Source organism: Chamaesiphon sp. VAR_48_metabat_403, assembly GCF_031422475.1.
Taxonomy (GTDB): domain Bacteria; phylum Cyanobacteriota; class Cyanobacteriia; order Cyanobacteriales; family Chamaesiphonaceae; genus Chamaesiphon.
In genome coordinates this window covers 1-6,698 of the sequence record NZ_JANPLS010000184.1, presented here as the reverse complement: position 1 = coordinate 6,698, position 6,698 = coordinate 1, and the positions used below count along the sequence as shown (strand labels likewise).

At 44.7% G+C, this 6,698-nt stretch carries 6 protein-coding genes; all 6 read right to left on the bottom strand.

What is annotated here, in order from left to right:
- Window positions 1-2,259: heavy metal translocating P-type ATPase (locus RMO79_RS08840; RefSeq protein ID WP_310482745.1), on the bottom strand; the 2,259-nt coding region annotated here is incomplete at its 3' end.
- Window positions 2,260-2,265: 6 nt separating this feature from the next.
- On the bottom strand, window positions 2,266-3,981 hold the full coding sequence (locus RMO79_RS08835) for a multicopper oxidase domain-containing protein (RefSeq protein ID WP_310482744.1): 1,716 nt from the start codon (window positions 3,979-3,981) through the stop codon (window positions 2,266-2,268).
- Window positions 3,982-4,315: 334 nt separating this feature from the next.
- Window positions 4,316-4,654: a cupin domain-containing protein gene (locus RMO79_RS08830; protein WP_310482743.1), complete on the bottom strand. Its 339-nt coding sequence runs from the start codon at window positions 4,652-4,654 to the stop codon at window positions 4,316-4,318.
- 19 nt (window positions 4,655-4,673) lie between these two features.
- Complete coding sequence (locus RMO79_RS08825; RefSeq protein WP_310482742.1) at window positions 4,674-5,225, bottom strand: transposase; 552 nt, start codon at window positions 5,223-5,225, stop codon at window positions 4,674-4,676.
- Window positions 5,218-5,382: a hypothetical protein gene (locus tag RMO79_RS08820; RefSeq protein ID WP_310482741.1), complete on the bottom strand. Its 165-nt coding sequence runs from the start codon at window positions 5,380-5,382 to the stop codon at window positions 5,218-5,220. Before RMO79_RS08820 ends, RMO79_RS08825 begins: the two co-directional genes overlap by 8 nt.
- Window positions 5,383-5,590: 208 nt before the next feature.
- On the bottom strand, window positions 5,591-6,496 hold the full coding sequence (locus tag RMO79_RS08815; RefSeq protein WP_310482740.1) for a M23 family metallopeptidase: 906 nt from the start codon (window positions 6,494-6,496) through the stop codon (window positions 5,591-5,593).
- Window positions 6,497-6,698 lie beyond the last annotated feature (202 nt).

Below are 6,698 nucleotides of genomic sequence, written 5' to 3'. Positions count from 1 at the left end.
TTTTAGCCCCTTTAATCTCAAAGCATTGAGGACAACTGAAATCGAACTAAATGCCATTGCTGCTCCGGCGATCGCCGGATTGAGCAACCAACCTGTAATTGGGAACAGAATTCCCGCTGAGATCGGGATGCCCAGGACATTATAACCAAGTGCCCAGAATAGATTCTGCTGAATATTTTGCATCGTGGCACGACTGAGCCGAATTGCCGTCACAACGCCCTGTAAGTCCCCCGAAATCAGCGTGATATCACTTGCGGCGATCGCCACATCTGTACCCGTGCCGATCGCCATCCCAACATCAGCCTGAGCCAAAGCCGGAGCATCATTAATCCCATCGCCAACCATTGCCACAACTTTTTTCTCTTCCACCTGCAAAGTCTGAATCGTCTGCGCTTTTTGGTCGGGGCGAACTTCGGCGAGAACACGTTTAATCCCGACTCGATCGGCGATCGCTTTGGCGGTACGCTGATTATCACCAGTGAGCATCACGACTTCGATGCCCATTTTTTGTAGGGTTTGAATCGCTTTGGCAGAGGTCGGTTTGACAGTATCAGCAACCGCGATCGCGGATTGCAAATGACCATCAATCGCAACGAATACTACCGTTTTTCCGGCATCCTCCCACCCTTCTTTTTGTGTTTGGAATACGGCAGAATTGATGCCCATTTCATCGAACCAGCGTTGGGTACCAATCAGAACTTGTTGCTGTTCGACAATACCTTTTACACCACTTCCCGCGATCGCTTCAAATTGTTGGACGGTTGGTAGTTGTGAGTCTTTATTTTGTTCGCGGGCGTATTGAAGTAAGGCTTCAGCCAAGGGATGTTCGGAGTTGCTTTCTAAAGCACCGATCGATCGCCATAGAGCCAGCGGAGCTAAAACATTCGGGCTATTAGGAACGAGATCTAGGATAGAAGAGGTATCCGTGACAACAGGTTTACCTTGAGTAATCGTACCTGTTTTATCCATGACGATCGTGTGGATTTGACGAGCTAGTTCTAGGCTTTCTGCTCCTTTAATCAAAATGCCATTTTCTGCCCCCTTGCCGATGCCCACAGTCACCGATGTAGGTGTTGCTAGACCCAAGGCGCAGGGACAAGCGATAATTAACACACTGACCATTGTGACGATCGATAGCGTGAAATTGCCGATCGCTAGAAACCAGACTACGAAGGTTGTCACAGCGATCGCCAGAATTACTGGAACGAACCAGCTAGTGATATTATCGGCTAATTTTTGGATCGGAGCTTTAGAATTTTGGGCTTGCTGCACCAGTTTGACAATCTGCGCCAGGGCGGTATCTTTACCGATTTTCGTCGCCCTAAACTGAAAGCTACCCATCTTATTGAGAGTTGCGCCGACAACTTCATCACCAACTTGTTTGGTGACGGGAAAACTTTCACCCGTGAGCATCGATTCATCCACAGTTGAATATCCCGATACGACTTCACCATCGACGGGGATTTTTTCACCAGGACGTACTACTACAATATCTGAAAGAGCGACTTCCGCGATCGGAATATCAAGTTCTCTACCATCCCGCACCACCCGTGCAGTTTTCGCCTGTAAACCCATCAATGCTTGAATTGCCGACGAGGTGGCTCCCTTGGCACGATTTTCTAACCACCGTCCCAACAGGGTCAAGGTGATAATCATCGCCGTCGCTTCATAATAGACTTCTGCGGATAATCCCTGTGTTGTGAAGTAACTAGGGTTTATAGTCACCCAGAGTGAATAGAAAAAGGCGATACTCGTACCGAGCGCGATGAGGGTATTCATATCGGCGGTACGGTGACGAAATGCCTTCCACGCCGATATTTGAAATTCCCTACCCACCCAAAACTGTACGGGTGATGCTAGCACTAGCTGTACCCAGGGATTTTCCAATCTAGCTAACCAAGATGGAAGTGTGAGATTGAAATGGCTCAGACTGCCGATGACAAGTAATATACTGAGAATCGCACCGACTAAAACTCTGCGCTGAAGATTTCGCTCTGCTCGTTGTTGTTGCCTATCTCCGCTATCATCTTCAACGCCCAGATCTGCGGGGATAATTTGCGTCTCATAGCCAATATCAACAACTGCTTTGGTAATAATGTCGATATTAGTTTGTTTGGGGTCGTAGCGTACAGTTGCTCGATCGCTACTAAAATTGACGTTACCTTCTACTACCCCTGGCACGCTTAGAATTGCTTTCTCAATGTTATTTGCACAGGAAGCGCAACTCATCCCCTTGAGTTTAAGATTTAGATCTTCCATATTTTTTCACCCATTGACTCGATAATTTCGCATCATGCCAGCATCTTCGTGTTCTAAGGTATGACAGTGGTAGGCAAATAAGCCGCTATATTTCTCAAATTTAATTAGCAGTTTGACTCGCTCACCTGGCATCACCATGACAGTATCCTTGAAGCCCTCATCGACATAACCATCCTTGACAGTTTGCCAGCCTGCGGCAAGTTCTGGCAGCACTTGGCGACTAATCACTTGAAATTTTACGCCGTGGAAGTGGATGGGGTGCGCCATGCCTTTCGCATCCATCATCGCTCCAGGATTGAGTTTGTTAATAATCTCCCACTGCTCGATCGAATTCAAGTTAACGGTTTCTTGTGGTGTTGCCGCATTCATTTCAAAAAGTTGCCCATTGATGACCCATTTCATCCCTTGGAGCGAAAGCTCAACCGGACGCGGCTGGGCAGCATTAGTGGCATCTCCTGGGCGCAATAGGGGTAGGGCTGCTAATTTACTAGGGAGTCTCAGGGTTTCTGTTTCCGCTCGCTCGATCTTAATGTTGAATAGCTTCATCGCTGCACCGAGTTCGGGAGCATTACTAGATCCCATCATCCCGCCCATACCGCTACCGCCGACATTCTCAGCTCCTGAAAATACCAGACTATTGAGAGCTAATTCTGTCCCAACTTTTAACTTACTAAAATCTGCCCAAACATCTACCCGCTCACCTGGAGCCAGCATCACGTACTTTCGATCGACAGGCTGAGTCAGTAAACTCCCATCGGTACCAATAACGGTCAATGGATTGCCATTGCTCCATCCCAGCTTGTAAATGCGTGAATTAGAACCATTGAGGATGCGGAGGCGGTAGACTCGCGTTGCCGCAGTCAGGGTGAAGTCAGGTTTACCATTGATGAAGAGCTGTTCGCCCAAGAAGCCCATCATGCTGCTCATATTACCCATGCCGCTGCCCGATCGATCTGAGTTATTCATCCTGCCCATACCGCCCCCGCTATTACGTGGGGTACCAATGTTACTGCCAAGATAGAGGAGTTGATTATTGGTGTCTAAGGTACGATCTTGAAGAACGATCGGCACCTCATAAGCCCCTGAAGGTAGCTTGAGTGCAGTTTCTTCTGGATCTGTCACGATAAACAGTCCCGCCAATCCAGCATAAGCTTGTTGCCCTGTCAGCATATCTGGATGCGGATGAAACCAGTTCATCCCCGCTCGATTGATGACCTCAAACTCATAGACGTAGGTTTGTCCGGGATCGATCGCAAACCGAGGATGTCCATCCATTTCTTCTGGCAAAATTAAGCCATGCCAATGCACGATCGAGGATTGTCCCTGTGGCAAGTTATTTTGAAAGTTAACCCGAACGCGCTGACCTGTTTGGACGCGAATAATCGGGCCTAAGTAACTATCGGGAATGGCAGTCAGGCTAGTTGGATCGCCTTTGACTAGGGTTGCTGCATAAGACCAAACTTGGGTCGGTCGTCCCGCTAAGATTGGCACCGTTTTTGGTGCAGCCTGGAGATTGATTTCCAGATCGGGAATGAATTTTGGATTTGGGGTGCGGGCTACGGTGTTCTGTGCGGGTGTCTTCGTCGTAGTAGAAGGTGGGGGCGAACAACTCGATAACAAGCTGTGCATTCCGCTACCGAGCAACAGTCCGCCGACAAAGCCACTCCCTCGCATGAAATTTCGACGAGTAAGGGGATTTTGTTGCTCGGCTTTAATTTGCATATCGTTGGCATAGCCTCTCCTGTTGAGAATCGCAGTTCGATGACTGTGGGTGAGATGTATTTACTTTTATGCTCGACTCTCTAGTCATGAAGATTACTCCTAAAAAGCGTCTACAAACCTCAAAATCTTTGCTCTCTTTATATTCACTAATAATCGATCGTAAATGAATCAGCCTATAGGAATAGATTTTGAAATCTATTATTTTCAAGGCATTTAAATCCTCAGCTCTTTGTACCCGATCTAAATGAAATTAAGATGAAATGAGCGATTAATTTTACAAATCTTAGCAAGCATATTTCTACAGACAACCACGATCGCAGGTTAATTACGAGGGCTAATTAACCCGTTCGGAAAGTGTTAATAAAAATGCAAGATTTGTCTCTGCTGTAATGGCATGAGGCGCGGTAGCAGGTATGAAAATAAACACTCCCGCTTCCAAAACCAGCTCTTTGCCTTCCAACGTTAATACACCTTGTCCTTCAACTACATTAACAGTGGCATTACGCGGATTAGTATGTTCGGCGATGTGCATTCCCACCCCCAGTATCATTAGCGTATATCGACAGTTAGCATCTTCTAATAAAACCTTGCTCTTAACTCCAGTCTGGGGATATTCAATAACATCTGCCCAATGAATTGCAGCAGTATTCGAGGACATTATCGTTTCAGTCATGAGATTATTCCATTATAAATTATGTAAAGACAATTTTGGAGATCGGTGCATGTCCCAAAAATATGTATGCAGCAGATCTGAGTACACTTTCAGAATAGATAATTTTTTGAATATCTAAACTTGGCACACGTTTTGCGGTGGCATTGTAAGTTGCGATTTCACCTTCTAAACTAAAATCACTATTGGTAAGGTAGTGATCGTTGTCGTGTACTGCTTGAAAGATAAAGTTGTAAATGGGATTAAGTCCCAAAGTTGTATCGTAATTTTCGGCAGACACCCACAGATGACTTTGCTTAATATCGACAAACATCTCAGCAGCATTTTTATAACGCTCGTACCATGAGAATTCGAGATTGAGTGGAGTACTCTCAAACTCGACCCAAAGCCATTCACACAGTTCGGCCAGCGTTGCATCGGTAATTTGAGCAGGTTCACTGTCTAGATATAGTTTGGCGAGAGTTTCGACTTTCGATGTTTTAATGTTAGGTCGAGTATTTACATTAGTAGTCGGATCGGCTGCTTCTGAATTTTTATCGAGTTGCTTTGTAGATTTGTTAATTATATTATTCATGATATTTTTTTAAGTATTGATTGTCGATTCTCGGCAAGGCAGAGGCTCTGCCAACGAGCTTAGGTTCTAAAAATGTCAGTTGATGTTGATGTTGTGAATTAGCTGCTGTAAAAAATTGGCGATCGTATGACTTGGCAATAAGAATAGCAACTTTCATAATTTATTTGATATGTTAAGTAGCCTCTCAGTCCGAGCATAGATCTTGTCTGACTCGATAGTGACTATCTTAGAATTAAAGTGTGAGAATTTCGTGAGGTAGAGTACTGAAGCGGTTAAAATCACACTCCTTAAAGATCGTTGGTGACTGTTTTATCACCCATCAATACCTGAAACAATGTCGTCCATATTTTTAAATTGATTCATTTTCAAAAAAGCACACTATTTCTCGTCAAAAATTTGCCATCAAAGGAGATCGGTACTCCTTCTCCATCTAAGCTCGATTTTCCTGTGTTTGCTTTTCGGGCATGGATATGAAGATGTGGTTCGCCAGTATTGCCTGAGTTGCCAACTTTGGCAATCGCATCTCCCGATCTAACTAGCGATCCCACTTGGCTAGTGATGCTGTCTTTGAGAAGGTGAGCCATTAAGATATCAGCACCCTTACATCCGAGCAAAATATGATTGCCAGCCGGATTTTTTTGGTCTTTTTCACCTGGAATAAGATTAGGCAGATCGTTGACTAGAGTGGAGATCGTCCCATCACAAGGGCTGTAGAGAGTCTCTCCAAAAATGGCATAATCGGTCAAAGATCGCGGGGAAAACCCATTTGCCCTGGCTCCTAGCACGTTTAGTTTCATTATATCCAAGGCATATCGTTGTGTCGGATGAGTGTTGTGATAATTGATAGTGGGGCTATTTCCTCCATGTGCAACATAATATGTGCCTTTTTTTAATGGGAAAGACAGTTCGATTGGTGTGCCAGTAAAAAAATAACCCTTTAGACTAGCTAAAAATAAGAACATGACAACAGCACTGATTCCTAACTCAAGATAATTTTTAAACGTTTTCGGAGAGTAAATTGGTAAAGATTTGGCATTGATGAAAGACTTGGATGCTACTATAATAAATGCGATCGGTAATAGAAACCTGACGTAATAACTTAACCAGTCCCACCGTCCACTGAGAAAGATAAAAAGATAATAAACCAAGACCATTAACAGATTGAGCAGCCAATTGAATTTACTACTAAATTGTGCCTGCCAAAGCCAAATCATGAGGGCGGCGGGAATGACTAAAAGAGTGAAAATCAATGATCCGATAACAAAAAGCATGGTATAAACCTTGACGAAAGTAATCTTTTTACAATTAAAAGCAATTTAGGGATGGCGATCGTTGCTGACTGTTTGATGACTAATTAAACGATCGATTAAGCGGTCTTTAAACTGTAAATCGACATCCGAGCAGTAATATACTTGCGACCCTCTAATATCCGGTGCCACTTCCAGATCGTGCCCCAGCCCAAACGGTTCGAGG